Below are 26,630 nucleotides of genomic sequence, written 5' to 3' on the forward strand. Positions count from 1 at the left end.
GGGTTGTCCTCGCAGGATGTCGGGCAGCGGTGGACGCATCGTCTCACGCGCCCCGCCCCCGACGTCAGAATCGCGTGGTGACCCATCCCACGAGGTCGTCGAGCACCTCGTCCCGGTTGATCTCGTTGTACACCTCGTGGCGTGCCTCGGGGTACAGGATCACCGTCACGTCGGAGAGTCCCGTCCAGCGTTCGTAGGCACGTCCGAGCAGGCGAGGGCCGCGGCTCCCGCCGACCGCGTCGTGCTCGCCGCCCTGGATCAGGACCGGCAGGTCGTGCCCGGTGGTCCGAGGGACGAAGCCCGCGATCGCGGTGCTCTCCGCAAACGTCCACACCGGGTGCTCCGCGACGTCGAAGCACCAGGGGTCGTCCTCGAAGGCCTGCTGGACGGACTCGTCGGGGCTGAGCCACTCGAGCCCGCCGGCCCCGTCGGCGTCCCAGCGCTCGTTGAAGTTCCCCTGGCGCGTCAGGCCCGGCAGGGCGAGCGAGGTTCCGCTGAGGACGAGACCCGCGTAGTGGCGTCCCGACCGGGCGACGATCTTCTGCGCCATGAAGGAGCCCCAGCTGTGCCCGAGGAGGACGATCGGCAGCTCGGGGTAGGCGGCGTGGGCCGCCCGGCTCACGGTCTCGGCGGCGTCGATCGCGCCGCGGATAGCCCGGGGGCCGAGCTCTCCGAGGCCGAGGTGTCCGACACCGGTCGCGCCGTGCCCCCGGTGGTCGTCCGCGACGACCGTGAACCCGGCGTCCTGCAGTCGCCGGGCCAGCGGCGCGTAGCGCTGGGCGTGCTCACCGACACCGTGCAGGACGTGCACGAGCGCGCGAGGCTGCTCGGCCTCCCAGGTATAGGTGTGGATGCGCACGCCGTCCGCGTCGAGCACCGTCCGGTGCAGCGGGTTCTCGCTCATCGATTCCTCCCGGTCTGGGCGTTCCGATCGTCCGGCGAGGACGACGTCGTCATGAAAGCATGCACTATGCCCTGGCACCCCTGGCTCCGCGAACAGCTCGTCGACTCGCTCCGTTCCGTCCCGCCGAACGCCCCCACCCTGTGCGAGGGGTGGCAGGCGCGCCACCTGGCGGCACACCTCGTGCTGCGCGAGCACGCGCCGTGGCGACTTCTCGGCGGAGGACTGGACACCCTCGCCGACGAGGCTCGCGACGACGCGGCCTACCGAGACCTGATCGACCGGGTCTCGCAGCCACCACAGGCGTGGAGCCCGCACTCCTGGGCGGGCGACGCGATGAACGTCGCCGAGTTCTACGTGCATTCCGAGGACGTGCGCCGTGGTGGCGGTGTCGAACCGGCACCACGCGACCTGCCGCCCGACCTCGTCGAGGCGTTGCGGGGAGCACTGACCACCTTCGCGCGCCTGCGCCTCGGCCGCTGCCCCGTCGGTGTCACGTTGGTCGACGACGAGGGCCGCCGTCTCGTGGTGAGCGACCGCGAGCCCGTCGTCGAGATCCACGGGCCGGTGACGGAGCTCGTGCTGCACGTCTTCGGACGGGTCGAGGCCGCGGACACCGAGGTCCGCGGCCGCGAGGACGCCGTCGCACAGGTCGCGCAGGTTCTCGGCGGGCCGGACGCATGAGCACCGGGGAGGCGTCGGGCACGACGCCGGAGCAGCGCCCGCGACCGACGCCGTTCGGGCCGCGGTGGCTCTTCTGGCTCACGACCGGCGTCGTCGGGGTCGGGGCAGCTGCCGTCGCCGTCCTCGTGGCCGTCGAGGTGACCGACCAGCCTCCCGCCGAGCCTGCCCCCCTCGCGGCGATCGACGGGTCGGACGGCGACGTCTCCGTGTTCCCCGTCCCCGGGACCCAGGTCGTCAACCCGCAGACGCAGGTGACGCTCCGGGGGCCCGGGGCCACCGGCCTGGCCGCGGAGGACGTGACCGTCACGGGCTCGGACACCGAGGAGCACTCCGGGACGCTGCTGCCGCACTCGGACGGAGACGGGGTCAGCTACGTCCCCGACGCCCCGTTCGAGCCGGGCGAGATCGTCTCCGTGACCGTCGAGGGCATCGAGGTCCGCGGCGCCGACGACGGTCGCTGGACCTGGCGGGTGGCCGACGCGCTGGACGAGGCGGCGACCGAGGTGCCGGAGAACGGCACGGCGACCGAGGACGACGAGGTCAGCCGCTACGTCTCGGCACCCGACGTCGAGCCACCGGTCGTCACGGTCGAGCCCGCGGAGCCCACCGACGCCGCGGGCTACGTCGCGCTGGGAATCAAGAACGGCGTCGTGCAGAAGGGACCGATGCTCGTCGACGAGGACGGCGAGCCCGTCTGGTTCTCCCCGATGGCCGAGAACGACGCGCGGGACGTGACGGGCGCGACCCTCGACGGCGAACCCGTCCTGACGTGGTGGGAGGGACAGATCGGCCCCGGCTACGGGTACGGCGAGGCGGTCGTCGTGGACGAGACCTATGCCGAGGTGGCACGGTTCAACGCGGGCAACGGCTACCGGGCGGACCCGCACGAGCTCCTCCTCACGGACGACGGCACCGCATGGCTCGTCGCCTACGCGCCGATCGGCATGGACCTGAGCGAGGCGGGCGGGCCCCGGAACGGGGTGGCCGTGGACAACATCGTCCAGCAGGTCGACCTGGAGACGGGCGCGGTCCTCTTCGAGTGGCACGGCATCGGGGACGTCGCGCTGGACGAGAGCTATCTCCCGGTCGAGGGTGACCAGGACGGTACGTCCTCCGACACCGGGTACGACTACCTGCACGTGAACTCGATCGACGTCCGCGACGACGGAGACGTCCTGATCTCCGCCCGGCACACGTGCGCGGTCTACCAGCTGGACGGCGACACGGGCAGCCTCGACTGGCGTCTGGGCGGGCGCGAGTCCGACTTCACGGTCGACGACGACGCCGTCTTCCTCAAGCAGCACGACGCCCGGTGGGCCGACGACGGGACGATGACGCTCTTCGACAACGGCGGCACCTGCGGATCGACGACTCGCGAGTCCTCCCGAGGCCTCGTCCTCGACGTCGACGAGAGTGCGTCCACGGCGTCCGTCGTGACGGACTACCCCCACCCCGAAGGCGCATGGTCGCAGAGCCAGGGGTCGTTCCAGCAGCTCGACGGCGGCGACGTGCTCCTCGGGTGGGGAAGCCTGCCGCAGTGGACCCGGATGTCGGCCACGGGAGACGTCCTCGTGGACTCGTCGCTGCCCGAGGACCTGACCGTCGGCTCGTACCGTGCCCGGCAGGTCGAGTGGGAGGCGCGGCCGACGACGGACCCGGCCGCGGCCGTGCATGTCGACTCGGGCACGACGTCGGTCTACATGAGCTGGAACGGGGCGACGGCCGTCCAGACGTGGCGGGTGTCGACGTCCGACGGCGAGACCGAGGTGGCCCGGTCGGGCTTCGAGACGTCCGTCGAGCTGGAGGAGGCGGCCACGGCCGACGAGATCACGGTCGAGGCCCTCGACGCCGACGGAAGGGTGCTCGGCTCCGTCCCGACCGTAGTCGACGCGGAGTAGGCGCTATCGCACCTCGATACCGGCTTCCCGCATGACGTCCTTCACCTCGGCGACCGTCATGGCACCGAAGTGGAACACGCTGGCCGCGAGGACGGCGTCCGCCCCGGCGCGTGCGGCCGCGACGAAGTCCTCGGGCCGCCCGGCGCCACCGCTGGCGATCAGCGGGACCCTCACCTCCGACCGCACGGCCGCGAGCATCTCCAGGTCGAAGCCTGCGTTCGTCCCGTCCGCGTCCATCGAGTTGAGCAGGATCTCCCCCGCGCCCAGCTGCTCCGCCTCGGCGGCCCACCGGACGGCGTCGATCCCGGTCCCCCGGCGGCCGCCGTGGGTCGTGACCTCGTAGCCGGACTCCGTCCGCACGTCCCCGGTGACACGGCGCGCGTCGACGGAGAGGACGAGCACCTGCGAACCGAACCGGTCGGCGACGTCGGCGATGAGCTCGGGCCGGGCGATCGCCGCGGTGTTCACGCCGACCTTGTCCGCGCCCGCGCGCAGCAGGCGGTCGACGTCGTCGGGCGTCCGCACTCCCCCACCCACCGTGAGGGGGACAAAGACCTGCTCGGCCGTCCGCCGCACGACGTCGTACGTCGTCTCCCGGTTGCCCGAGGACGCGCTGACGTCGAGGAAGGTCAGCTCGTCGGCGCCCTCCGCGTCGTAACGGTGCGAGAGCTCGACCGGGTCGCCCGCGTCGCGCAGGTTCTCGAAGTTGACGCCCTTGACGACGCGCCCCGCGTCGACGTCGAGGCAGGGGATCACGCGCACGGAGACTGTCATGTCATCCTTCTTCGGTTTCTGAGAGATCCCCCGACGACGTGTCGTAGGCGACCTGGGAACGGGAGTCGAGAATGTCGATCACGAACACGAGCGTCTCCTCGGCCAGCGGAGAGTCGGTCCCGGCGTAGGCGAGCGAGGGTGGCACGACGAGCAGGACCCGGCTCCCGACCGGCTGCTCGAGGAGCCCCTGCTCCCAGCCGTCGATCACCGTCCCCACGCCGAACATCGCCGTGAGCACGGTCCCGGTGGTCCAGTTGGAGTCGAACTCGTCCCCGTTCGACCACTGCACCCCGGAGTAGCGGACCGTCACCATGTCGCCGGGCTCGACCTGGCGCCCGTGCCCGCGGACGAGCGGCTGGACCTCGAGGTCGTCCGGCGCGGCGGAGTCGGCCGGGATCTCGATCGACGGAGCGCCGTCGTCGAGGCTCACCGACGGCAGCCCCTCGGCGGGCGCGATCTCTTCGCCGTCCGCCCGGGCGGGCAGGACGTCGACCGCGAGCGCGAGCGGCACCTCGCCGTCCTCCTCGGTCACCAGGACACGCGCACCGACGCGCTCGCCCTTCAGTGCCTGGTACAGGGTCGGGCCGAGCGAGGCGGGGTCCATCCGCATCAGACGGGGGCTTGCGACGTAGGTGTCCTGAAGGATCTGACCGGTCGAGCCGTCCTCGGCGTACATGTTGAGCAGGACCTCGTCCCCGTCCTCCAGCAGCCGACCCGCGCCGGGCCAGACGGTGCTGTTGGTGGTCTCGGTCACGACCAGGGGTGTCTCGTACTCAAGCACGGGCGGCTCGTCGGCGGCCCCGGTGACGGCGATCTCGGACGCGGCCTGCTCGGGCTCGACCGGATCCGTGAAGTCCATCCCGCAACCACCGAGCAGCAGCGCGGCGACGAGGGACGACACCAGTGCAGAAGGACGGCGCACGGAACTCCAAGCTCGGGACGGGTCGACGGTCGCGACGAAGGACGGCCCACCTTAGCGGGCGCCCCGGCCTCACATCGACTCGATCAGCCTCTCGACGCGCTCGTCGACGCTCTGGAACGGGTCCTTGCACAGCACGGTGCGCTGAGCCTGGTCGTTCAGCTTCAGGTGGACCCAGTCGACGGTGTAGTCGCGCCGGGCGTCCTGGGCCGCGGCGACGAACTCCCCGCGCAACCTCGCCCGGGTCGTCTGCGGCGGCACGGACATCGACTCGAACGACTCGAGGTCGGTGACGAGCCGGTCGACCATCCCGCGTGCGGCCAGGAGGTTGTAGAGCCCGTCGGTCCGCGAGATGTCGTGGTAGGCGAGGTCCAGACGGGCGACCCTCGGGTCGTGCAGCTCGAGGCCGTGCTTGGCCCGGTACCGCTCGATGAGACGCAGCTTGATGACCCAGTCGATCTCACGCTCGACGAGGGCGAGGTTGTCCGTCTCGAGGGCCTCGAGGCCGCGCGACCAGAGGTCGACGACCCGCTTGTCGGTCGGGCTCGCCTCTGTCTCCGCGAGATACGTCTCGACCCGGCCGAGGTACTCGCGCTGGAGCTCGACGGCGGTGACCGTACGACCGGTGGCCAGGCGCACGGGCGCACGACCGGTGCGGTCGTGGCTGATCTCACGGATCGCACGGATCGGGTTCTCGAGAGTGAGGTCGCGCATCGGAAGACCCGCCTCGATCATCCGCAGGATGAGATCCGTCGACCCGACCTTGAGCATGGTGGTCGGCTCTGCCATCGACGAGTCTCCCACGATGACGTGCAGCCGCCGGTAGTGCTCGGCGTCCGCGTGCGGCTCGTCGCGGGTGTTGATGATCGGCCGCGAGCGCGTGGTCGCGCTCGAGACGGCCTCCCACATGTGGTCGGCCCGCTGCGACAGGCAGTAGGTGGCACCGCCCGACGTCGAGAGCACCTTGCCCGCCCCCGTCACCACCTGACGGGTGATGAGGAAGGGGACGAGGATCTCGGACAGCCGGGTGAAGTCTCCCTTGCGCCGGACCAGGTAGTTCTCGTGGCACCCGTAGGAGTTCCCGGCCGAGTCGGTGTTGTTCTTGAACAGGTGGATCTTGCCCGGGATCCCCTCCTCGACGAGCCGCTCCTGGGCGTCGGCGACGAGCCCCTCGCAGATTCGCTCGCCGCCACGGTCGTACGCGATGAGCTGCGTGATGTCGTCGCACTCGGCGGTCGCGTACTCGGGGTGCGACCCGACGTCGAGGTACAGCCGCGACCCGTTGCGCAGGAACACGTTCGAGGAACGGCCCCAGGCCACGACCTTGCGGAAGAGGTACCGCGCGACCTCGTCGGCCGAGAGCCCGCGCCCCTCGTCGGTCGCGCACGTCACGCCGTACTCGGTCTCCAGACCGAAGATCCTCCGGTTCATGCCCCGTCTCCTCGTCCGTCGTGGTGCTGCTCTGCGGTCCCGCCGTCGAGCGCACGTGCCAGCGCGGGCCCGGCGATCCGCCGGAACGCCCGGCGAGGTCGCGTACGGTCCAGGACGGCCACCTCGAGGTCCGCAGCCCCCAGCTCACGACCGGGTCCCTCGGCGCCGTCCGACCCGAGCGCCCGGACGGCGAGTCCCAGCACGTCGTGCAGACCCATGCCAGGAACCCAGCCCGACGCCACGATCTCCGAGAGCTCCTCCGCGCGGCCGCCCATGACGACGTACTGTCGCTCGTCGGTGACCGACCCGTCGTACGTGAGCCGGTAGATCTGGTCCTGGTCCTGCCCGGCACCGACCTGCGCGACGACCAGCTCGACCTCCAGGGGCTTGGACTCGGTGGTGAAGACCGTCCCGAGCGTCTGCGCGTAGGCGTTCGCCAGTCCCCGGGCGTCGACGTCGGACCGGTCGTAGGAGTACCCGCGCAGGTCGGCGTAGCGGATGCCGGCGACGCGGAGGTTCTCGAACTCGTTGTACTTGCCCACCGCGGCGAACCCGATGCGGTCGTAGATCTCCGAGATCTTGTGCAGGGCACGGGAGGGGTTGTGCGTCGCGAACGCGATCCCGCCGTCGTACCCGACGACCACCACCGACCGTCCACGGGCGATGCCCTTGCGCGCGAAGTCCGCCCGGTCCTTCATGAGCTGTTCGGGCGAGACGTAGAACGGCATGTTCATCGCCGTGCCTCCTCTGCTCGACGGTCGAGGACGGCGGCGACCGTCGCCGCGAGCACGTCGTCGCCGACGCGCCGGTACCCGGTCTCCGTCACCGTGGCGACGACCGGCCAGATGCGCCGGACCGTGTCGGGGCCGGCCGTGGCGGAGTCGTCGTCCGCGGCGTCGAACAGCGCCTCGACGGCCACCCGGACGCCCTCGTCCGCCGTCAGCCCCGGCCGCCAGAGCTTCTTCAGCGCGCCGCGGGCGAAGACCGCCCCGGAGCCGACGCAGTGGTGCTCCCGCTCGTCGTACCGTCCTCCGGTGACGTCGTAGGAGCAGATCCGCCCCCGGTCCTCGTCGACGTCGTACCCCGCCAGGAGGGGCACCACCGCCAGGCCCTGCATCGCCAGTCCGAGCTGGCTGCGGACGAGGGTGGCGAGCCGGTTCGCCTTGCCGTCGAAGGACAGCAGCGTGCCCTCGATCTTCTCGTAGTGCTCGAGCTCGAGCTGAAAGAGCCTGACGAGCTCGATCGCCAGGCCGGCCGTGCCGGCGATCCCCACGGCGCTGAACTCGTCCGCGTCGAAGACCTTCTGCATCTCACGGTGCGCGATCGCCGCGCCGGCGGTGGCCCGCCGGTCCCCCGCCATGACCACGCCGCCGTCCACCTCGAGGGCGACGATCGTGGTGGCGTGGGCCAGCTGCGGTACGGCGCCGGAGGTCGGCGCCCCCGGTAGCGCGTGCGGTGCGTGTGCGGCGAGGAAGTCCACGAACGACGACGACCCCGGTGTCCGGAACGCGTCGGGCAGACCACCCGTGCTGTCGAGGCTCATCGAGACCTACTGGCCGCCCTTCTGGACGAAGCCGCGGACGAACGACTCAGCGTTCGACTCCAGCACCGCGTCGATGTCGTCGAGCAACGAGTCGACCTCGGCGTCGTCCTTGCGGACGACGGGTGCGGCCACCTCGGCGGCGTCGTCGTCCGGACGTCCGCCCGGGTTCGAGATGCGTTCCTGACCAGCCATGGCGTCTCCTCGGTCGATGTGCTCCAGGCAGGTCCCACACTAGGCCCTTCTGCCTACGCCGTGCCGGAAAGGCCCGCCAGGAGAGACCGCGCGTCGGGGCTCGCGTCGAGCAGGGCTCCGAGGTCCTCACGCGTACCGCGGTGCGGGTCGAGCATCGGCACCCGCTGCAACGACTCCGCTCCCGGCACGTCGAAGATCACCGAGTCCCAGCTCGCGGCCGACACCTGCCCCCCGTAACGCGCGACGACCTCGCCGCGGAAGTACGCACGCGTGTCCGTCGGCGCATGGTGGACGGCGCGGGCCACCTCACCCTCGTCGACGAGCCGGTCGACCGCGTCCGCGGCGACGAGCCGGTGGTACACACCGCGCTCGGGACGGACGTCCGACCACTGGAGATCCAGCGCGGCGAGGCGCGGGTGGTCCCATGCCAGCCCGTCACGGCGACGCATCCGGTCGAGCAGGCGCAGCTTGGCCACCCACTCCACGTCTCGGGTGCACTCGCCGAGGTCACGGCCGAGACGGTCGAGCACCGAGGTCCAGCGGTCGAGAACCTCGGCGGTGATCTCGTCCGGCCCGCCGAGAGCGTCCTGCGCCTCGCGGACGACCGCGAGGTAGCGCTTCTGGATCTCCAGGGCGGTCGCCGTCTCTCCCGACGCCAGCCGCAGCGGGGTGGAGAGGTCCAGGTCCCGGCTGACGAGCTGTGTGTCGGCCACGGGATCAGCCAGACGCAGCTCCCTGAGCCGCGCGGCGGTGTCCAGGCCGCGCTCCGCGAGCGCGCCCAGGTTCTCGAGGAGCCACAGGACGAGCGACGTCGTCCCGAGCTTGAGGTAGGTCGCGGTCTCGAAGAGGTTCGCGTCCCCGATGATCAGGTGGAGCCGCCGCCACCGCGAGCGCTCGGCGTGCGGCTCGTCCCGTGTGTTGACGATCGGCCGACGAAGCGTCGTCTCGAGCCCCACCTCGGCCTCGACGTAGTCGGCCCGCTGGGAGATCTGGAAGCCGGCGTGCTGACCGGTCTGACCGAGCCCGACACGTCCCGACCCGGCGAAGACCTGCCGCGTCACGAGGAACGGCGTCAGACCGTCGACGAGCGTGTCGAAGGGCAGGTCGCGGTCGACGAGGAAGTTCTCGTGCGTCCCGTAGCTCGCGCCCTTGCCGTCGACGTTGTTCTTGTACGGCACGACGTCGATCCCGACCTGGGCGAGCGAGCGCGACGCGGCGAGGACCACCCGCTCACCGGCGACGTCCCAGCGCACGGCGTCCAACGGGTTCGTCACCTCGGGCGACGAGTACTCGGGGTGTGCGTGGTCGACGTAGAGGCGCGCGCCGTTGGTCAGGATGGCGTTCGCGGCGCTCGGGTCGTCGTACGCCTCGACGCTCGGACGCTCGATCCGCTGGAACGCGTCCGTCTCGCCGGACGGTGCCGGTCTCGTCGGGTCGTCCGTCAGCAGCGACGGGTGCGCGGAGGCCCGGTCCAGCCGGAATCCCCGGGCGTCGGCGAGCGGGTCCTCGTCGTCGTAGTCCCAGCGTGCACGGGCCAGCTGGCCGGCAGGACTCTGCGCGAGCGCACGGTACGTGGTCACGATCTGGCTGGACATCAGCATCGGGTTGGCCAGGGGCCGCCCCGACTGCAGCACTCCGTACTCGGTCTCGATCCCCATCACTCTGCGCGCAGTCACAGGACCACTGTAGGGCTCGGTGCTAGAGGTACTGACCCGTGCTCGAGACCGTGTCGATCGTGCGCGGGACCGCGCCGTCGCCCTCCTTCTGCACGATCGTGCGGATGAAGACGATCCGTTCGCCCTTCTTCCCCGAGATCCGTGCCCAGTCGTCCGGGTTGGTCGTGTTGGGCAGGTCCTCGTTCTCCCGGAACTCGTCGACGCACGCCGAGAGCAGGTGGTCGACACGGATTCCCCGCCGGCCCGTCGACAGGAGGTCCTTGATCGCCGCCTTCTTGGCCCGGTCGACGATGTTCTGGATCATGGCGCCGGAGTTGAAGTCCTTGAAGTACAGGATCTCCTTGTCCCCGCTCGCGTAGGTGACCTCGAGGAACTTGTTCTCGTCCGCCTCGGAGTACATCCGCTCGACGACGGACCGGATCATCGCGTCCACCGCGGCAGCCCGGGAGCCGCCGTTCACCGCGAGGTCGTCCTCGTGGATGGGAAGGTCGTCCGTGAGGTACTTGCCGAAGATCTCGCGCGAGCCCTCGGCGTCCGGACGCTCCACCTTGATCTTGACGTCGAGGCGACCCGGTCGCAGGATCGCGGGGTCGATCATGTCCTCGCGGTTCGACGCACCGATCACGATGACGTTGTCGAGGCGCTCGACACCGTCGATCTCGCTGAGGAGCTGCGGGACGATCGTCGTCTCCACGTCGGACGACTTCCCGGTGCCGCGGGTGCGGAAGAGCGACTCCATCTCGTCGAAGAACACCACCACGGGCGTGCCCTGGGACGCCTTCTCGCGTGCACGGGCGAAGATCAGCCGGATGTGGCGCTCCGTCTCCCCGACGTACTTGTTCAGGAGCTCGGGGCCCTTGACGTTCAGGAAGAAGCTGCGCACGTTCTCGGCCCCGTCGACCCCTCGTGCCCGTGCGACCGTCTGCGCGAGCGAGTTGGCGACGGCCTTCGCGATCAGCGTCTTGCCGCACCCGGGAGGCCCGTAGAGCAGGATTCCCTTGGGCGGCCGGAGCCCGTGCTCGCGGAAGAGGTCCGGGTGCGTGAACGGCAGCTCGACGGCGTCGCGGATCTGCTCGATCTGCGGCCCCAGCCCACCGATCGCGGAGTAGTCGACGTCCGGCACCTCCTCGAGGATCAGCTCCTCGACCTCCGACTTCGGCACCACCTCGAAGACGAAGCCGCTGCGTGTGTCGATCGTCAGACTGTCGCCCGTGCGCAGCGTGGTCGCGGCGAGGGAGCCGGCGAGACGCACGACGCGCTCGTCGTCGGTGCGTCCGACGACGACGGCCCGACCGTCGCCCAGCATCTCCTTGACCGTCACGAGCTCGCCTGTGCTCTCGTACCCGCCGGCGGCGACGACCGTCATCGCCTCGTTGAGCTTGACCTCCTGGCCGGGCTGCAGCGTCGTGACGTCGAGCGCGGGGCTCGAGCCGACGTGCATCTTGCGTCCGGAGGCCGAGATGTCGACGCTTCCGTCGTCGTGAGACCCGAGAAAGACGGCGTACGTCCCCGGCGGCTTCGCGAGCTCGTCGATCTGGGTGCGCAGGTCGACGATCTGGTCACGGGCCGCGCGCAGCGCCTCGGCGAGGCGCTCGTTCTTCGCGGAGAGGATCGCGACCTGGCGTTCGAGGTCCGGTGCGGGGGTCGTGGGCATCGGGCTTCCCCTTTCGACGGAACAGGCGGGCGACGGCCCGTCTGGAATACGTCGACCCTATACACACCGCCGCCGTCCGCGTCGTGCACTCACCTGTCGGGCAGGGCTCAGACCTCGGGCGCCTGCCCCACGTCGCGACGGACCCGGCGCAGCTTCTTGTCCGAGACGGCACGCTCGCCGAGCTCCTCCGGCGACCAGGTCCCCTCGTCGCCGGTCGGGTAGGCACCCTTGGCGGGACGGCGGCGACGCTCCGGCGCCTCCTCGCCGTCGGCCATGCGACGGGCCGAGAGAAGGAACCCTGTGTGCCCGATCATCCGGTGCTCCGGACGGACCGCGAGACCCTCCAGGTGCCAGCCACGGTTCATCGACTCCCACGCGGCGGGCTCGGTGAAACGGCCGTCCGCACGCAGGTCCTCGGCCGTCCGGGAGAGCTGCGTCGCGGTGGCGACATAACAGATCAGCACGCCTCCGGGCACGAGCGCGGTCGCGGCCGCGTCGATGTTCTCCCACGGAGCGAGCATGTCGAGCACGATGCGGTCGACAGCCCCGGGCTCGGCGATCTGCGGGAGGACGTCGGCGAAGTCCCCGACGGACAGCTGCCAGGCGGGGTGCGGTCCGCCGAAGAAGTTCTCGACGTTGCCGCGGGCGATCGCCGCGAAGTCCTCACGACGCTCGATCGAGTGCAGCGAGCCGTCGTCGCCGACGGCCCGCAGGAGCGACATCGAGAGGGCGCCGGAGCCGACGCCTGCCTCGACGACACGCGCACCCGGGTAGATGTCGGCCATCTGCACGATCTGCCCCGCGTCCTTGGGGTAGATCACCGCGGCGCCGCGCGGCATCGAGAGCACGTAGTCGGACAGCAACGGGCGCAGCGCCACGTACTCGATCCCCGCGGTGTTCGCGACGACCGAGCCTTCCGGACGTCCGATCAGGTCGTCGTGGCGGAAGTAGCCCTTGTGCGTGTGGAACGTCCCCTCGGGCGCCAGCACGATCGTGTGCAGCCGTCCCTTCGGGTCGGTCAGCTGGACGCGGTCGCCGACGCGCAGAGGTCCGCGTCGCTCGGCCGCGCCGGTGGCTCGGGTGGTCGGTGCGTCTGCGCTGGTGGTCACGACGGACCATCCTACGGGGGTCGGGTCAGGCCGACGTCCCGCGGACCGCCGCGAGCACCTCCCGGACGAGCACGACGCCGACGACGGTGCCGGTCTCGTCGACCACCGGCACGACGCTCGTGCCCGGCGCGGCGGCGACGACGCCGGCGACGAGGTCCGGTCCTGCACTCGTCGAACGGAGCAGCGCCTCGAGCGGCAGCCGGTGCGCGACGGCCCAGACGCTGGTCGTGGTCAGACGATCGGCGGGGACCTGCGCCGCGTTGGCGGGGTCGACGACCCCGACCGGCCGACCGGTCCCGTCCACGATCACGACGGCCCAGGCGCCGGCACCGCGACCCGCGGCCGCGGTGTCCGCGACCGTACCGTCGGCGGGGACCGTCGCCGCCGGGTGCACGAACGTGCTCACGTCGAGATGCGCCAGACGTGCCCGCGCCCGACCGCTGCGGATCGCCCCGGAGGCACCGGACCAGAGGAACATGCCGATGAACACGGCCCAGATGACCAGGAACGGCTCGACGCTCCCGCCCTGGGCGAGCGGGACCGCGATCACGGCGAGCACCGAACCGACGGCGACCACGCGGCCGACGTACCCGGCCACGACCGTCCCCCGGTCCTGCGAGCCCGTCGCCGCCCAGACGGCGGCCGCCAGCATCTGTCCCCCGTCCAGCGGGAGCCCGGGGATGAGGTTGAACAGTCCGACGAAGGCGTTCGACACCGCCGCCGCATAGCACAGGAGCCAGACGAGCACGGTGCCGGTACGCAGCTCGAACAGGAACCAGAACCCCCCGGCGAGCACCAGGTTGGTGAGCGGACCGACGACCGCCACCCAGAAGGCGTCGCGCGGACGCCTCAACGACCCGGTGAACGCCGTGTGCCCGCCCCAGACCGTGATCGCGAGCTCGGTCACGTGCTGCCCGCGAGCGCGCGCGACGAGCGCGTGCGAGACCTCGTGGAGAAAGACGGAGCCGAACAGCAGCACCACGAACGCGAACGAGACCCCGTAGATCACACCGGTCTGGCCGGGTGCGTAGAACCGGACCGTCGGGGCGAAGACGATCGTCAGGACGACAGCGGCGATGGCCCAGCTCGGCGTGAGGACCACCGGCGCGTCGGCGATCCGGCCGAGGACGAGTCCTCGGCTGCGCGGGGGGTCGGTGCGGGGCGGCATGCTCGGCGATGTCACCGCACCAGCGTAGTCGCCGCGCCGACGCGCCCCGTCGGGGGCGTCACCGGTCCGCCGTACGCTGGGCGGCATGACGGCGACGAGCAGCACGGCGGACGGCGACCCGGCCTACGTTCCCGGGCTCTCGCCGTCGCGCGCGAACGACTTCATGCAGTGCCCCCTGCTGTTCCGGTTCCGCGTGGTCGACCGGCTCCCCGAGCCGCCGAGCGAGGCGGCGGCGCGGGGCACTCTCGTGCACAGCGTCCTGGAAGAGCTCTACGACCTCCCGCTCGGTGGCCGGACGCCGGAGGCCGCGCAGGGGCTCCTCCCGGCAGCGTGGGAGTCGCTGCAGTCGACGAACCCGCAGTACGCCAAGCTCGTGACCGGCGCGGAGGAGCTCGACCGATGGCTCGCCGGTGCCGGCCGCCTCGTCTCGACCTACTTCACGCTCGAAGACCCCAACCGGCTCGAGCCCGCGGGGCGCGAGCTGCGCGTGAGCAGCGACCTGCCCGACGGACCACGCCTGCGCGGTGTGATCGACCGGCTCGACGTGGCGCCCGACGGCGCGCTCCGGGTCGTCGACTACAAGTCCGGGAAGTCGCCCCGGCCCGCGTACCAGGGTTCGGCCCTGTTCCAGATGCGCTTCTACGGCCTCGTCCTCTGGCGCGAGCGTGGCGAGGTCCCCCGCATGCTTCAGCTCGTCTACCTCGGCGACGGACAGATCCTGCGCGCGGAGCCCACGCGCGCCGACCTGGAGGGGACCGAGGCGAAGGTCCGCGCCCTCTGGGAGGCGATCCGGACCGCGGGCCGGACGGGCGAGTGGACGCCGCGCCGGAGCGCTCTGTGCGGATGGTGCGCCCACCAGGCGATCTGCCCGGAGTTCGGCGGAACCGCGCCACCCGTCCCCGAGGGACGCGTCGAGGTCGCTCTCGGCGTTCGTCCCGACCGGGCCTAGTGTCCCGACGACGCCACGAGGTCGACGAGCTCGCCACCGACGACGCGGGCCAGCATGGTCGTGTCGAGGTCCTCGAGCGACGCGAGCCGGTTCAGGCCCGCACGAGGCGGTACCGGGACGATCGCCGCGACGCCCACGGTCGCGGCGCCCGAGGCCAGGGCCGAGGCGATGCCCGGCGGCGAGTCCTCGACCGCCACGCAGTCGCGCACGTCGACCCCGAGCAGCTCGGCGGCGCGCAGATAGGGCTCCGGGTCGGGCTTTCCGTGCCGGACGTCGTCCCCGCAGACGGCCACCGTGAACGCACCCGAGGGCGCCGCGTCGAGCAGGCTCGTGGCGAGCACGCGGTAGGACATCGTGACCAGAGCGCACGGGATACCCGCGCTCCGGGCGGTCTCCAGCAGGCGGTGCGCACCTGGACGCCAGGGGACGTGCTCGCGGACCTGCTCGGCCACCCGGGACAGAAGGAACTCGACGATCTCGTCGACCTCGAGCCGGACGCCCGCCTGCTGCAGGGTCCGTGCAGAGAGGTCGAGGGGGTTGCCGACGAGGCCGAGCGCGTCCTCGTGGGTCCACACCCCGCCGTGCCGGGCGATGAGCTCCTGCTCCGCCGCCATCCAGTAAGGCTCGCTGTCGATCAGTGTGCCGTCCATGTCGAGCAGCAGGGCTGCGGGCAGCGGGCGGTCGGGCTCGGCGAGATCGGGCATGGCCCCATCGTAGGTTGCGTCGGCAAGCCATAGGGTGGACGGATGAACGATTCGACGACGAGCCCCGGCGACCGCGAGCAGCTCCGCACCGTCCTCGTCGCGGCCTTCGAGGGCTGGAACGACGCCGGCGGAGCCGCGAGCGCCGTCGTGAAGCACCTGCACGACGTGTGGGACGCGCAGCAGATTGCCGAGATCGACCCGGAGGACTACCACGACTTCCAGGTGACCCGACCGGAGGTGTCCACCACAGAGACGGGTGAGCGCGTCCTGAGCTGGCCCGCCACCCGGGTCTCGACGGCGCGGGTCCCCGAGTCCGGGCGCCAGGTCGTCCTGGTCCACGGCATCGAGCCGAGCATGCGCTGGCGGACCTTCTGCGGCGAGCTGCTCGACATCGCCGAGGCGCACGACGTCGACACGGTGGTCACGCTGGGTGCGCTCCTGGCCGACGTGCCGCACACGCGACCGATCCCGCTGACCATCACGTCGGAGAGCGTCGGCCTCCGCGCGGTGCTCGACGTCGAGTCGAGCACCTACGACGGCCCGGTCGGGATCGTCGGGGTGCTGGAGCACACCGCGACGGCGCGCGGGTTGCAGGCCGCGTCCCTGTGGGCGGCTGTTCCGCACTACGTCGCGCACCCGCCGTCGCCGAAGGCCGCCCTGACGATCCTCGCCCGCCTCGAGGAGCTGCTCGGGGAGCCGATCCCGCTCGGCGAGCTGCCGGTGGACGCGGAGGCGTGGCAGCACGGCGTGGACGAGCTGGCGGCGGAGGACGGCGAGATCGCCGAGTATGTCCGCGAGCTGGAGAAGGCGAAGGACACGGCGGACCTCCCCGAGGCGAGCGGCGAGGCGATCGCCCGCGAGTTCGAGCGGTTCCTGCGTCGTCGCGGCGACGGAGCGACGGGCCGCTAGCGGGGTCGACCGCCCGTCAGAGACGGATGCCGAGCAGCGCGTCGACCGCGCGGGCGAGAACGCCCGGTGCCCCGTCCGTGTCCTGCGTGGTGTCGCGACCCTCGGCCAGCGCCACGTCCGCCCAGGCATCGACGGCCCCGAGCGCGGTCGGCGCGTCCAGGTCGTCCGCCATCGCCGCACGGACCCGGCGGATCGTGCCCTCGGGGGACGGACCGCCGTTGCCCGACATCGCGGAGCGCCAGCGCTCCCACCGCGCAACTGCCTCGGCGAGGCCCTCGTCCGTCCACTCCCAGTCGGACCGGTAGTGGTGGGCGAGCACGGCGAGGCGGATCGCCATCGGGTCGACACCGTCCCGTCGAAGCCGCGACACGAGCACGAGGTTCCCCAGGGACTTGCTCATCTTCTCGCCCTGGTAGGCGACGAGTCCCGCGTGGACGTGCGTGCGCGCACCGGCCGACTCGGCCACTCGCGCGTGCGACGTCGACATCTCGTGGTGCGGGAAGAGCAGGTCGGCGCCGCCACCCTGGACGTCGAACGGAACTCCGAGCCCGTCCGAGGCGATCACGGCGCACTCCACGTGCCAGCCGGGCCGTCCGCTGCCGAGCACCCCGCCGGTCCAGGCCGGCTCGCCGACGCGCTCGCGGCGCCAGAGGAGCGGGTCGAGGGCGTTGCGCTTGCCCGGCCGTTCCGGGTCGCCGCCCCGCTCGGCGAACAGCGCCCGCATCGTGGCGTCGTCGAAGCCCGAGACCTCGCCGAAGTGACGGTCCGCCGCGAGATCGGCGTACACGTCCCCCAGTTCCGGGTGGTCTCCGCCGGCACCGTCCTCGAGCGGGACACGGTAGGCCGCGCCCTCCTCCAGGAGCTTCTCGACGATGGTCTGGACACGCGGCACGGTGTCGACGACGGACTCGTACACGTCGGGCGGGATGACGCCGAGGGCGGTCATGTCCTCCGAGAAGAGAGCGACCTGGTCGGCCGCGAGGTCCTGCCAGCGGACCCCCGTGGCCAGCGCGCGCTCGAGCAGGGGGTCATCGACGTCCGTGACGTTCGACGCCAGGCGCACCGCGTGCCCCGCGTCCAGCCACGCGCGGACCAGGAGGTCGAAGGCGACATAGGTGGCCGCGTGGCCGATGTGCGTCGCGTCGTACGGGGTGATCCCGCAGACGTAGAGGGTCGCCAGATCCGACTCGGACGCGACGACCAGCTCACCGGTGGAGCTGTCGTGGACCCGGACGGTGTCGCCGGTGCCGGGGATCTGCGGGACATGAGGAGAGGGCCAGGTACGCACGCGCCCACTCTATCCGCCGCCCACCTGACGATGGTCCGGCCGACGGCCGAGACCTGGCCGCCGAGGTGCCCCTACGGGGACCCCAGCGGGACGAGGACGCCCGTCCCCAGAAGGATCACCACGACGATCGCCAGGCCGATGCGGTAGTAGACGAACGGCATGTAGCTGAACGTGGAGATGATCTTCAGGAACACGATGATGACGAAGTACCCGACGACGAAGGCGACGAGGGTCGCGACGAGCGTGGCGGCGGCACCCGGTGCCCCGGCCTGGGCCGGCTCGGCGATCGACTTCACGAGCTGGAAGAGTCCCGACGCGAGCACGGCGGGTATCGCGAGCAGGAACGAGTAGCGAGCGGCAGCCTCGCGCGTGAATCCCATCAGGAGTCCGGCGGTGATCGTCCCGCCCGAGCGGGAGACACCGGGGATGAGCGCGAGGGCCTGGGCGAAGCCGTACGCGATGGCGCGTCCGACGGTGAGGTCCTCGAGCGGTCGGGTCTTGCGGCCGACGCGGTCCGCCCACCCGAGGAGGATGCCGAAGAACGCGAGGGTGAACGCCGTGATGTAGAGGTTGCGGAGCGACGTCTCGATCGCGTCCTGGAAGAGCAGACCGAGCACACCGATCGGGACGGACCCGATCGTGATGAACCAGGCCATCCGGGCGTGCGGGTCGTGCGCACCGAACCGCGACCGCAGGTCGGTCCCGTCCTTGCCCGAGACGGCGCGCCACCAGGCGCGGCAGATCGTCGCGATGTCGTGACGGAAGTACAGCAGCACGGCGGCCTCCGTGCCGATCTGGGTGATCGCGGTGAACGCGGCCCCGGGGTCGGACTCCCCGATCAGCTCACCGACGATGCGCAGGTGCGCACTCGACGAGATCGGGAGAAATTCGGTCAGGCCCTGGACGAGCCCCAGCAGTACTGCTTCCCAGGCGTTCACGAGCGGTCACCCTACCGTTCTTCGCGCGGTGGTCCACGCGCCGTGCACCAGGTGTCGATAGTCTGCAGCCCATGGAACTGAGGCAGCTGGGCAGCACGGGCCTGCACGTGTCCGCACTGGGGCTCGGCACCCTCACCTGGGGCCGTGACACGGACGAGCTGGACGCCGCCGAGCAGATCAAGAGCTTCGTCGAGGCCGGAGGGTCTCTGGTCGACACGGCGGCCCACTACGCGGACGGTGACAGCGAGTCCGTGCTCGGACACGTCCTGGCGAACGACGTCGACCGGTCCGACGTCGTCGTCTGCACCAAGGCAGGACTACGGCGCACCCGCGCCGGGACCGTCGTGGACGCGTCCCGGGCGTCGCTCCTCGACTCGCTCGACGAGTCGCTGCGCCGGCTCGGAACCGACCACGTCGACCTGTTCCTCGTCCAGGCGCCCGACCCGCGAACTCCTGCCGCCGAGACGGTCTCCGCCCTGCGCCGGGCCGTCGACTCCGGCCGTGCCCGCTACGTCGGACTGTCGAACCATCCCGGGTGGCGCACGGCGCAGGTCGGGACGCTGCTCGCGGCGTCCGGGGATGCCGAGCTCGCCGCCGTCGAGGTCGAGTACTCGCTCCTGGAGCGCGGGGTCGAGCGCGAGGTCCTGGACTGCGCCGACGGCCTCGGCGCCGGCGTGCTCGCATGGTCGCCGCTGGGGCGCGGCGTGCTGACGGGCAAGTACCGCGACTCCCTTCCGGCCGACTCCCGAGGCGCGAGCCCGCACCTCGCCGGCTTCATCGAGCCCTATCTCGACCGACGCTCGTCGAGCATCGTCCAGGCCGTCGCGACCGCTGCCGACGGTCTCGGCCGCGAACCGCTCGAGGTGGCGCTGGCCTGGCTGGGCACGCGCGGGGTCGCGAGCGCGATCGTCGGAGCACGGACTCCCGGTCAGCTCCGGGCGTCGCTCGCCGCCGCCGACCTGGTGCTGCCGCACGCCGTCGTCGGAGCTCTCGACGAGGTCAGCGCACCCTCGCTCGGCTACCCCGAGTACCGCTAGGTCGTTCCCGGCCGCGGCACGGTGCCACCGACGTCCACGACAGACCGGACCGAACGCGTCTCGCGCCGCCGGTCAACCGCCTGACGTGTCAACGACCTGACGCCGAGTCGTCGTGCAGGTCGACGTCCTCGTAGTCGTCGTCGTCGTCCGAGTCATCGTCTTCGTCGTCGTCCGAGTCGTCGTCCGAGTCGTCGTCGAGGACGAACGGCGTCGCCTCGCCGTACCGCTCCCCCAGCGACTCGTCGTAGACCTCGAAGGCGTCGGCGAGCACGTAGTACGCGTCGTCGACACGCGGGTCTTCGTCACCGATACGTGAACGCACGGCATCGTGGTGCGCCTCAAACGCGGCGATGAGGCGGTCGAGCGCGGCACGCGGATCTACGGTCATACCCTGACCGTATCCCCGCCCGGTGCACAATGGCATCCAGAATCCGTCCGGCGCGGGCGGAGACGACGTGGAGAGGGCTTGCGATGCGACCAACGGCATACCGATCGGCGTTCTCGACCCATGGCCACTACGAGTACCGGGTCCTGACGTTCTCACGCGACGTCCCGGGCGGAGACGCCCGCCAGGTCCTGACCGACGAGGCCGAGTACGGGCGTTGGGAGCTGGCGCGCACGCGCATCGCGATGGGTGGTGAGCGTCGCGTCACGCTGCGCCGGAGGGTGATCCGGGCACGCAGCACGCTATGACCGACGAGCGCGGCAGCACCTTTCGCAAGTCACGCGCCGGTGCACCCGCGGGCTTCTTCGAACGTGAGGCCGCGGGACTGGCGTGGATCGACGTGCCTGCCGGCCCTCGGGTCGTGGGGGTGCGGGACGTGGGCCCCGATTACCTCGACCTGGAGCGCATCGACCCGGCGACCCCCGACGCCCGCGCTGCCCGGTCGTTCGGGGTAAAGCTCGCACGGCTCCACGAGACCGCGGCACCGGGCTTCGGCGCGCCCCCGGACGGCACGACCGGGGACGGGTTCTTCGGTCCGACGGACGACCCCCTCGCCCTCGTCGCCGGCACGTGGTCGACCTGGCCCGAGTTCTACGCCGAGGCACGGTTACGGCCTGTGGCCGACCAGGCGGTCGAGCGGGGTGCCCTGACCAGCCCGGAGGCCGATCGGCTCCGGCGTGCCGCCGACGTCGTCGGCCGATGGGGTGGCGGTCCGTGCCGCGACGCGGACCCCGCGCGCGTGCACGGCGACCTCTGGTCCGGCAACCTGCTCTGGACCCCCGGCGTCCACGGTACGGAGGCGGTCCTCGTCGATCCTGCCGCACACGGTGGCCACCGGGAGAGCGACCTCGCGATGCTCGCCCTGTTCGGCGCACCGCACCTCGACGAGATCCTCGCCGGGTACGGCTCCGTGTCCGCGATCCCGCCCGGCTGGGAGCGACGCGCGACCCTGCACCAGCTCTACCCCGTGGCCGTGCACGCCGTGCTGTTCGGCGGTGGCTACCGCGCCAGGCTCGCGGGGATGCTCGACGCACTCGGCGGCTAGGTCCACGTCCGCCGAGACCGGGCGATCAGCAGGTGCGCAGAAGCCGGTCGAGCACCCTGCACCCGAACCTGAGCGCGTCGGTCGGCACTCGCTCGTCGATGCCGTGGAACATCCCCGAGAAGTCGAGCTCGGCCGGAAGCCTCAGCGGGGCGAACCCGTAGCCCGTGATTCCCAGGCGTGAGAGGGACTTGTTGTCCGTCCCGCCCGAGAGCGTGTAGGGCAGCACCGTCGCGCCGGGGTCCTCGGAGGTGACAGCGTCGACCATCCGGTCCACGAGCGCCCCGGAGAAGGGCACCTCGAGCGAGATGTCCTGATGGATCGGCTCGAAGGAGATACCTGGCCCCGCAAGCTCGCGGATCGTCGCCATCCCCTCGTCCTCGAGGCCGGGCAGGAACCGTGCGTCGAGCGCTGCGGTCGCGCGCCCGGGGATCACGTTCGCCTTGTACCCGGCGTCGAGCTGCGTCGGGTTCGAGGTGTGCTGCACCGTCGCGCCGACGAACTTCTGCACCGGACCGAGAGCACCGACGAGCGCGTCGACGGAGCCACGGTCCTCGGCGTCGAACGGCAGCCCGGTGAGATCGGCCACTCCCCGCAGGAGTGCGTCGACCGTCGGGGTGAGCTGATAGGGCCACTGGTGGCGACCGATCCGCGTCAGCGCCTCGGCGAGGAGGGTCACGGCGTTGTCGTCGTTGATCTGCGAGCCGTGGCCTGCCGTCCCGTCGGCGACGAGCCGGAGCCACGCAAGTCCCTTCTCGGCGGTCTGCAGCAGATAGGTCCGACGCCCCGCGATCTCCACGGAGAAGCCACCGACCTCGCTGATCGCCTCGCTGGCGCCCTCGAAGAGCTCGGGCCGGTGATCCACCGCGTACCGCGCGCCGTAGACGCCGCCGGCCTCCTCGTCGGCGAAGAAGGCGACGACGACGTCGCGGGCCGGCTTGCGACCCTCGCGCACCATCTGACGGACGACCGCGAGGATCATCGCGTCCATGTCCTTCATGTCGACGGCTCCTCTGCCCCACAGCAGCCCGTCGGTCTCCTCGCCGCCGAACGGGTCGACCTGCCAGTCCTCGGCCTGGGCCGGGACGACGTCGAGATGCCCGTGGAGCACGAGCGCGGGCCGTGAGCGGTCGAGCCCCGGCAGACGCACGACGACGTTGGCTCGACCCGGGGCAGACTCGAACAGCTCGGGCTCGAGCCCGACCTCGTGCAGGGACTCCATCACGTACTCGGCGCAGGCCCGCTCACCAGGGCCGCTGTTGTCGCCGAAGTTCGAGGAGTCGATCCGCAGCAGGTCGCGGCAGATCCTGACGACCTCGGACTCGGCGGACGGGACCGACTGCGGGCTGGGGGTGTTCATACGACGTCCTCCTGGAGACGTGTCAATGCGTCGTCCGGCCAGGGCGCCACGGGTTCACGTCCGTCGCCCGGCAGCAGCGTGGCGATCCACGCGTCGCGCCGCTCACCACGCTGGACGGCGTGGCGTCGCACCGTCCCCTCGAACGTGAAGCCGCACCGCCAGGCTACCCGCCGGGACTGCCAGTTCCCGACGTAGGCGGTCCACACGACACGGGCCGCGTCGAGACCCTCGGCGTCGAAGGCCCAGTCGAGGACCAGGTCGCTCGCGGCACTCGCGAGCCCGTGCCCCCGCGCGCCGGGGTCGAGCCAGAAGCCGATCTCGGCGTCGACGGCAGACGGCGCCGTTCTGTCGACCGTGAGCCCGATCATGCCGACCAGGTCGCTCGACGACTCCGCGCCGTGGGGCCGGATCGCCCACGTGTACGCGGTGTCCTGCGCCCACCCGGACGTGACGAGCTCGTCGACGAACCAGGCGGCGTCGGACGGGTGGTAGGGCGACGGGACGACCGTCCACCGCTGGATGTCGGCGTCCTGGCAGATTTCCGTGATGCGGTTCACGTCCGCGGCGGTCGGCACCGTCAGACGGACGCGGTCGCTGATGAGGGGGAACGGCTCCATACGGCGAATCCTTGCACGCCTGCACGAGGGAATCGAGGGAGATCCGGCGATGTCGTCCGACCTACCTCGCCAGCGCGTCGTCGACCGACGAGGCGAGCAGTTCGTGGGCGTCCGCGACCTCCGTGCTCGTCAGCGCCCCGCGGTGCGTGGCGAGCCCGGTCCGCAGACTCGGGTCCCCGAGCGCTCCCAGGCCGTGGTCGGCGATGCGGGAGAGGTACGGCAGGGTCGCGCTGGTGAGCGCCCGGGTGCTCGTCACCGGCACGACCCCCGGCATGTTCGCGACGCAGTAGAACGTCGACCCGGCGACGTCGAAGACCGGGTCGTCGTGCGTCGTCGGACGCGTGTCCTCGAAGCAGCCGCCCTGGTCGACGGCGACGTCGACCAGGACGGAACCTTGCTGCATCGACTCGACCACCTCGTGCGAGACCAGGCGTGGAGCGCGCGCCCCCGCGACGAGGACGGCCCCGACGACGAGATCGGCGTCGAGCAGCTCGGTCTCGACCGCGTGCGTCGTCGACGCGAGGGTGCGGACGCGACTGCCGAACTGCCGGTCGACGTCGCGCAGCACCGGGAGCGAGATGTCGAGCACCGTGACGTCGGCGCGCAGGCCGACCGCGATCGCGGCAGCGTGCCGCCCGACCGACCCGCCACCGAGGACCACCACCTTGCCCGGGCTGGTGCCGGGCACCCCGCCGAGCAGGACGCCGCGGCCGCCGTCCGACCTCAGGAGGTAGTGCGCGCCGACCTGGGTGGCCAACCGCCCGGCCACCTCGCTCATGGGTGCGAGGAGCGGCAACGACCCGTCCCTGGCCCGGACGGTCTCGTACGCGATCGCGGTGGTGCCGGCCTCCAGCAGGGCTCGCGTACAGCTCTCGTCCGCCGCGAGGTGCAGGTACGTGAACAAGATCTGCCCGTCGCGCAGCCGGCCGTACTCCTCGGGCACCGGCTCCTTGACCTTGCACACGACGTCGGCGGCCCAGGCGTCGTCCGCCGCGTCCACGATCCGTGCACCGACGCCCGCGTACTCCTCGTCCGTGATGTGCGACCCGGCACCGGCCCCGCTCTGCACCAGGACGTCGTGCCCGCTGGTGACGAGATGGTGAGCCCCTGCCGGGGTCAGTGCGACGCGGTACTCGTGGTTCTTGATCTCCGTGGGTATCCCGATCCTCATGCGACCAGTCTCCGCCTTCCGCACCCGTGCGCCACCAGAGGAGGCCCTCAGACCGATTTCACGTTTGCCCCCGTTCCCGTGCTATCTTTCTACCCGCACCGCAACGGCCCGCAAGGGGCGGAACGGTCCACCTGTCCGGGTGGCGGAATGGTAGACGCGCTAGCTTGAGGTGCTAGTGCCCGTATTAGGGCGTGGGGGTTCAAGTCCCCCTCCGGACACTCGTTGAGACAGCGACCACGAAGGCCCAGCGCACAGCGCTGGGCCTTCGTGCGTCTCCCGGTCGAGCCCGGGGCGGCATCGCATCAGTGCTGACGAAGAGCTCGCTCATACTGCCGCGCCGGCACCTCCCCTCCCTGCCTCTGGCGAGCCGTTCCTGCTGTGCGCGAGAGCAAGGTCGCTCCGCTTGGCACACTATTTATAGGCCCTTCTTCACGATAGTGTGTGTTTCGATCAAACGTGCGAAACCGGGCGAACCGCTAGGAGTGCAGAACCATGATGGGTGGCCACCACGCCGCGAGCGGAGCGGCCGCCTGGGTGGCCGTGACCTCGACGGCCCCGTTCGCGCTCGGCCTTCACCCGGTCTCGGAGGTCGGTGTCCTGACTGGTGCCGTCGTCTGTGCCGGCGCGGCGCTGCTCCCCGACGCCGACCACCGTTCCGGCACGATCGCACACTCGCTCCCCCCGATCTCCGAGGGCGTGACCAGGGCCGTCGCCGCCATCTCCGGGGGCCACCGCAACGGGACGCACTCGATCCTCGGGGTCGCCGTGTTCACCGCTCTCGCCTGGGCGGCCGGTCTCGTCACGGTCGAGACCGAGGCGTTCGGGACGATCGGCGTCGGCGCCGCGGTCGTGACGGTGCTGCTCGTCGCCTTCGCGCTGCGCGCGCTCAAGCTCACCCGAGACCGGAAGTTCGGACCCTGGGCGGCGTCGCTGACGATCGCCGCCGTCATCACGCTGCTCGCCCCCGAGGAGTGGAACTGGCTTCCGGTCGCCGTCGCCCTGGGGACGTCGGTGCACATCCTCGGCGACGTCCTGACGACCGGTGGCTGCCCGCTGTTGTGGCCGATCGAGATCAAGTCGCCCCGCTGGGTGCGCAACGCCGTCGTGATCGACAACGTCTGGCGCCCCGGCGGGCACTTCGCGGTCCCCTTGCTCGGCGACGCCGGGTCCTGGCGCGAGTGGCTCGTCATGATCCCCGTCAGCATCTACGCCACGGTCGGGGTGCTCTGGGCTCTCCTGACGCAGATGGGCTTCGACACCCAGGGCCTGATCGACGCCACGGCCGGTGCGCTCGGCTGACGCCCTGCACCGCCCGTCGCCCGCTCTGGCACCGCCCGCCGTAAATTCCGTTGTCCCACCGGGTGCTCCGGGGCGATGCTGGCCGGGATGACGACGAACCAGGTTCCGTGGGACTCGACCGTCGGCGCTCTGGACGCCGCGCTCGGGCCGGACAGGCGATGGTCCACCTGGGGTGCGGTGGAGCGGGGCGCACGCGGACCGGAGCCGAGGCCCGACTGGGTCGTGACCGCCGATGCCGCGGTCGACACCGAGCTTGGCGTCCTGAAGACGGGCAAGGAGGCCGACGTCTTCCTCGTCGAACGGGGCGTTCCTGACGGCGCCTCCTCGCTCCTGGCCGCGAAGAGGTACAGGTCCCCGGACCATCGCCAGTTCCACCGCAGCAGCGCGTACACCGAGGGACGACGCGTCCGACGGTCCCGCGACCAGCGAGCCCTCGACCGCGGTACGGCGCACGGCCGGAGCGTCGCCGCGGGCCAGTGGGCTCGCGCGGAGTTCGAGATGCTGAGCTCGCTGTGGGCGCAGGGCGCGTCGGTGCCGTACCCGGTGCAGGTCGACGGCACCGAGGTGCTCATGGAGTTCGTCGGGTCGCGGGACGGCGTCGCGGCACCTCGGCTCGCGCAGACGCGGCCTGACGGCTCGACCCTCTCCCGCTGGTACGAGCAGGTGCGCGCCGTGATGGTCGTGCTCGCGGCCGACGGGTTCGCGCACGGGGACCTGTCCCCGTACAACGTCCTCGCCGACGGCGACCGGGTCGTCGTCATCGACGTCCCGCAGGCCGTGGACCTCGCGGCCAACCCGAACGCCCACGACATCCTCTATCGTGACTGTCGCACGATGGGCGACTGGTTTCGCTCCCGTGGCCTCGACGTCGACGACGGCGAGCTGTTCGCCGACCTCCTCTCCCGCGCCTGGTAGCCCGCCT

General features: G+C 71.4%; 27 protein-coding genes and 1 tRNA gene. 10 read left to right on the forward strand and 18 right to left on the reverse strand.

All coding sequences use genetic code 11. The annotated features are described in order from the left end of the window. Positions 1–64: 64 nt before the first annotated feature. On the reverse strand, positions 65–904 hold the full coding sequence (locus tag BLU20_RS09010; protein WP_083372315.1) for an alpha/beta hydrolase: 840 nt from the start codon (positions 902–904) through the stop codon (positions 65–67). 66 nt (positions 905–970) lie between these two features. On the opposite strand from BLU20_RS09010, the gene BLU20_RS09015 reads away from it, so the two are divergent. Together BLU20_RS09015 and BLU20_RS09020 are read left to right on the forward strand one after the other, a co-directional pair. Beyond that, positions 971–1,585, forward strand: coding sequence for a TIGR03085 family metal-binding protein (locus BLU20_RS09015; protein ID WP_083372316.1), 615 nt, complete (start codon positions 971–973; stop codon positions 1,583–1,585). Then, complete coding sequence (locus BLU20_RS09020; RefSeq protein ID WP_083372317.1) at positions 1,582–3,483, forward strand: arylsulfotransferase family protein; 1,902 nt, start codon at positions 1,582–1,584, stop codon at positions 3,481–3,483. Before BLU20_RS09015 ends, BLU20_RS09020 begins: the two co-directional genes overlap by 4 nt. Positions 3,484–3,486: 3 nt before the next feature. Here the strand turns inward: BLU20_RS09020 and hisF are convergent, their stop codons facing one another. The 10 genes from hisF to BLU20_RS09065 form a co-directional block, all read right to left on the reverse strand. Beyond that, positions 3,487–4,257 carry an imidazole glycerol phosphate synthase subunit HisF gene (gene hisF, locus BLU20_RS09025; RefSeq protein ID WP_029253318.1) on the reverse strand — a complete coding sequence of 257 codons (771 nt, stop codon included), beginning with the start codon at positions 4,255–4,257 and terminating at the stop codon, positions 3,487–3,489. A gap of 1 nt (position 4,258) precedes the next feature. Continuing rightward, complete coding sequence (locus BLU20_RS09030) at positions 4,259–5,158, reverse strand: FKBP-type peptidyl-prolyl cis-trans isomerase (protein ID WP_231959171.1); 900 nt, start codon at positions 5,156–5,158, stop codon at positions 4,259–4,261. 90 nt (positions 5,159–5,248) lie between these two features. Continuing rightward, a complete protein-coding gene (gene pafA, locus BLU20_RS09035; RefSeq protein ID WP_029253316.1) occupies positions 5,249–6,607 on the reverse strand; it encodes a Pup--protein ligase in 1,359 nt (452 codons plus the stop codon). Next, entirely contained in the window at positions 6,604–7,341 is a 738-nt protein-coding gene (gene prcA / locus BLU20_RS09040) for a proteasome subunit alpha (protein WP_052367074.1), read from the reverse strand. Before prcA ends, pafA begins: the two co-directional genes overlap by 4 nt. After that, positions 7,338–8,150 (reverse strand): proteasome subunit beta, encoded by an 813-nt coding sequence (gene prcB, locus BLU20_RS09045; protein ID WP_157270417.1) that lies wholly within the window; start codon positions 8,148–8,150, stop codon positions 7,338–7,340. Before prcB ends, prcA begins: the two co-directional genes overlap by 4 nt. Positions 8,151–8,156: 6 nt before the next feature. After that, entirely contained in the window at positions 8,157–8,342 is a 186-nt protein-coding gene (locus tag BLU20_RS13780) for a ubiquitin-like protein Pup (protein WP_029253313.1), read from the reverse strand. Positions 8,343–8,395: 53 nt separating this feature from the next. Beyond that, entirely contained in the window at positions 8,396–10,000 is a 1,605-nt protein-coding gene (dop, locus tag BLU20_RS09050) for a depupylase/deamidase Dop (protein ID WP_083372318.1), read from the reverse strand. A gap of 40 nt (positions 10,001–10,040) precedes the next feature. Next, on the reverse strand, positions 10,041–11,672 hold the full coding sequence (gene arc, locus BLU20_RS09055; RefSeq protein WP_083372319.1) for a proteasome ATPase: 1,632 nt from the start codon (positions 11,670–11,672) through the stop codon (positions 10,041–10,043). A 107-nt stretch (positions 11,673–11,779) separates the two neighbouring features. Continuing rightward, positions 11,780–12,781 carry a tRNA (adenine-N1)-methyltransferase gene (locus BLU20_RS09060; protein WP_083372320.1) on the reverse strand — a complete coding sequence of 334 codons (1,002 nt, stop codon included), beginning with the start codon at positions 12,779–12,781 and terminating at the stop codon, positions 11,780–11,782. 25 nt (positions 12,782–12,806) lie between these two features. Next, positions 12,807–13,964 (reverse strand): site-2 protease family protein, encoded by a 1,158-nt coding sequence (locus BLU20_RS09065; RefSeq protein ID WP_231959172.1) that lies wholly within the window; start codon positions 13,962–13,964, stop codon positions 12,807–12,809. Positions 13,965–14,034: 70 nt separating this feature from the next. Here BLU20_RS09065 and BLU20_RS09070 point away from each other — a divergent pair, with 70 nt between their 5' ends. Continuing rightward, the gene (locus BLU20_RS09070; protein ID WP_083372321.1) at positions 14,035–14,898 is read left to right on the forward strand and encodes a RecB family exonuclease; all 864 of its coding nucleotides are present in this window, start codon (positions 14,035–14,037) and stop codon (positions 14,896–14,898) included. On the opposite strand, the gene BLU20_RS09075 is transcribed toward BLU20_RS09070, so the two are convergent. Beyond that, positions 14,895–15,602: an HAD family hydrolase gene (locus BLU20_RS09075; protein ID WP_083372322.1), complete on the reverse strand. Its 708-nt coding sequence runs from the start codon at positions 15,600–15,602 to the stop codon at positions 14,895–14,897. The genes BLU20_RS09070 and BLU20_RS09075 overlap by 4 nt on opposite strands. A 42-nt stretch (positions 15,603–15,644) precedes the next feature. Between BLU20_RS09075 and BLU20_RS09080 the strand changes: the two genes are divergently transcribed. After that, on the forward strand, positions 15,645–16,511 hold the full coding sequence (locus BLU20_RS09080; protein ID WP_083372323.1) for a PAC2 family protein: 867 nt from the start codon (positions 15,645–15,647) through the stop codon (positions 16,509–16,511). Between the two features lie 16 nt (positions 16,512–16,527). Here BLU20_RS09080 and mshC read toward each other — a convergent pair whose 3' ends face one another. Both mshC and BLU20_RS09090 read right to left on the reverse strand, forming a co-directional pair. Beyond that, positions 16,528–17,799, reverse strand: coding sequence for a cysteine--1-D-myo-inosityl 2-amino-2-deoxy-alpha-D-glucopyranoside ligase (mshC, locus tag BLU20_RS09085; protein ID WP_083372324.1), 1,272 nt, complete (start codon positions 17,797–17,799; stop codon positions 16,528–16,530). Positions 17,800–17,870: 71 nt separating this feature from the next. Beyond that, positions 17,871–18,737, reverse strand: coding sequence for an undecaprenyl-diphosphate phosphatase (locus BLU20_RS09090; protein ID WP_083372325.1), 867 nt, complete (start codon positions 18,735–18,737; stop codon positions 17,871–17,873). Positions 18,738–18,808: 71 nt separating this feature from the next. On the opposite strand from BLU20_RS09090, the gene BLU20_RS09095 reads away from it, so the two are divergent. Further along, positions 18,809–19,774, forward strand: a complete 966-nt coding sequence (locus tag BLU20_RS09095; protein ID WP_083372326.1) for an aldo/keto reductase — start codon at positions 18,809–18,811, stop codon at positions 19,772–19,774. Between the two features lie 88 nt (positions 19,775–19,862). On the opposite strand, the gene BLU20_RS09100 is transcribed toward BLU20_RS09095, so the two are convergent. Next, complete coding sequence (locus BLU20_RS09100) at positions 19,863–20,162, reverse strand: primosomal protein (protein WP_083372327.1); 300 nt, start codon at positions 20,160–20,162, stop codon at positions 19,863–19,865. A gap of 83 nt (positions 20,163–20,245) precedes the next feature. Here BLU20_RS09100 and BLU20_RS09105 point away from each other — a divergent pair, with 83 nt between their 5' ends. After that, positions 20,246–20,467: a DUF5703 family protein gene (locus BLU20_RS09105; RefSeq protein ID WP_083372328.1), complete on the forward strand. Its 222-nt coding sequence runs from the start codon at positions 20,246–20,248 to the stop codon at positions 20,465–20,467. After that, complete coding sequence (locus BLU20_RS09110; protein ID WP_083372329.1) at positions 20,464–21,264, forward strand: fructosamine kinase family protein; 801 nt, start codon at positions 20,464–20,466, stop codon at positions 21,262–21,264. Before BLU20_RS09105 ends, BLU20_RS09110 begins: the two co-directional genes overlap by 4 nt. Positions 21,265–21,289: 25 nt before the next feature. On the opposite strand, the gene BLU20_RS09115 is transcribed toward BLU20_RS09110, so the two are convergent. The 3 genes from BLU20_RS09115 to ald form a co-directional block, all read right to left on the reverse strand. Next, positions 21,290–22,621 (reverse strand): M20/M25/M40 family metallo-hydrolase, encoded by a 1,332-nt coding sequence (locus tag BLU20_RS09115; protein WP_083372330.1) that lies wholly within the window; start codon positions 22,619–22,621, stop codon positions 21,290–21,292. Continuing rightward, a complete protein-coding gene (locus tag BLU20_RS09120; RefSeq protein WP_083372331.1) occupies positions 22,618–23,238 on the reverse strand; it encodes a GNAT family N-acetyltransferase in 621 nt (206 codons plus the stop codon). Before BLU20_RS09120 ends, BLU20_RS09115 begins: the two co-directional genes overlap by 4 nt. 61 nt (positions 23,239–23,299) lie before the next feature. Next, positions 23,300–24,409 (reverse strand): alanine dehydrogenase, encoded by a 1,110-nt coding sequence (gene ald / locus BLU20_RS09125; protein ID WP_083372332.1) that lies wholly within the window; start codon positions 24,407–24,409, stop codon positions 23,300–23,302. A gap of 133 nt (positions 24,410–24,542) precedes the next feature. On the opposite strand from ald, the gene BLU20_RS09130 reads away from it, so the two are divergent. From BLU20_RS09130 to BLU20_RS09140, 3 genes are all read left to right on the forward strand, one after another. Then, positions 24,543–24,627, forward strand: a tRNA-Leu gene (locus BLU20_RS09130). Positions 24,628–24,901: 274 nt separating this feature from the next. Continuing rightward, positions 24,902–25,708 (forward strand): metal-dependent hydrolase, encoded by an 807-nt coding sequence (locus BLU20_RS09135; protein WP_029253296.1) that lies wholly within the window; start codon positions 24,902–24,904, stop codon positions 25,706–25,708. Positions 25,709–25,795: 87 nt separating this feature from the next. Beyond that, a complete protein-coding gene (locus BLU20_RS09140; protein WP_083373001.1) occupies positions 25,796–26,623 on the forward strand; it encodes a serine protein kinase RIO in 828 nt (275 codons plus the stop codon). The last annotated feature ends 7 nt before the right edge of the window (positions 26,624–26,630 follow it).

The sequence above is a fragment of the Paraoerskovia marina genome (assembly GCF_900105445.1).
GTDB lineage: Bacteria > Actinomycetota > Actinomycetes > Actinomycetales > Cellulomonadaceae > Paraoerskovia > Paraoerskovia marina.